Raw genomic sequence first — 378 nt, 5'->3', positions numbered from 1 at the left:
CCGTAATAAATGTTTTTATGATTAACTTGTCGGTTATTATAGGCTGTCACCCCATTACTTGAATTTGAACAGTTAACGGCTTGTCCGTGTCCACAACCCGCAAACACAAACACAGCTACTGTTGATATAAATAACCCTAAGAGATTGAGGAACTTTGCGACTTTGCGCCTAGTGTTTTTGTTCGTCATAAATTCTCCTGTTAATTTGAGAGATTTGTTTGATGAACGYGATCGCGCACAGCAAGAACGCCATGAGGCACAACAAGAACGCGATCGCGCCTTTGCTAAACTGCGGGAAATGGGTATCGATCCAGAAACCCTCTGATCGCGAATACTTGATATTTGTCGGGACAATAAACCCGGTTCCTCAGAGAGATCG

The 378-nt window shown here is 43.2% G+C and carries 1 pseudogene; it reads right to left on the bottom strand.

From position 1 onward, the window contains the following. A pseudogene (locus B9T16_RS29530) lies at window positions 1–188 on the bottom strand (hypothetical protein); the annotation flags it as partial. Between the last annotated feature and the right edge of the window lie 190 nt (window positions 189–378).

The sequence above is a fragment of the Arthrospira sp. PCC 8006 genome, assembly GCF_046480465.1.
In the GTDB taxonomy this organism is placed as follows: Bacteria; Cyanobacteriota; Cyanobacteriia; order Cyanobacteriales; family Microcoleaceae; genus Limnospira; species Limnospira platensis.
Note: the sequence above shows the minus strand (reverse complement) of the source record. Positions and strands in the feature narration are given on the sequence as shown.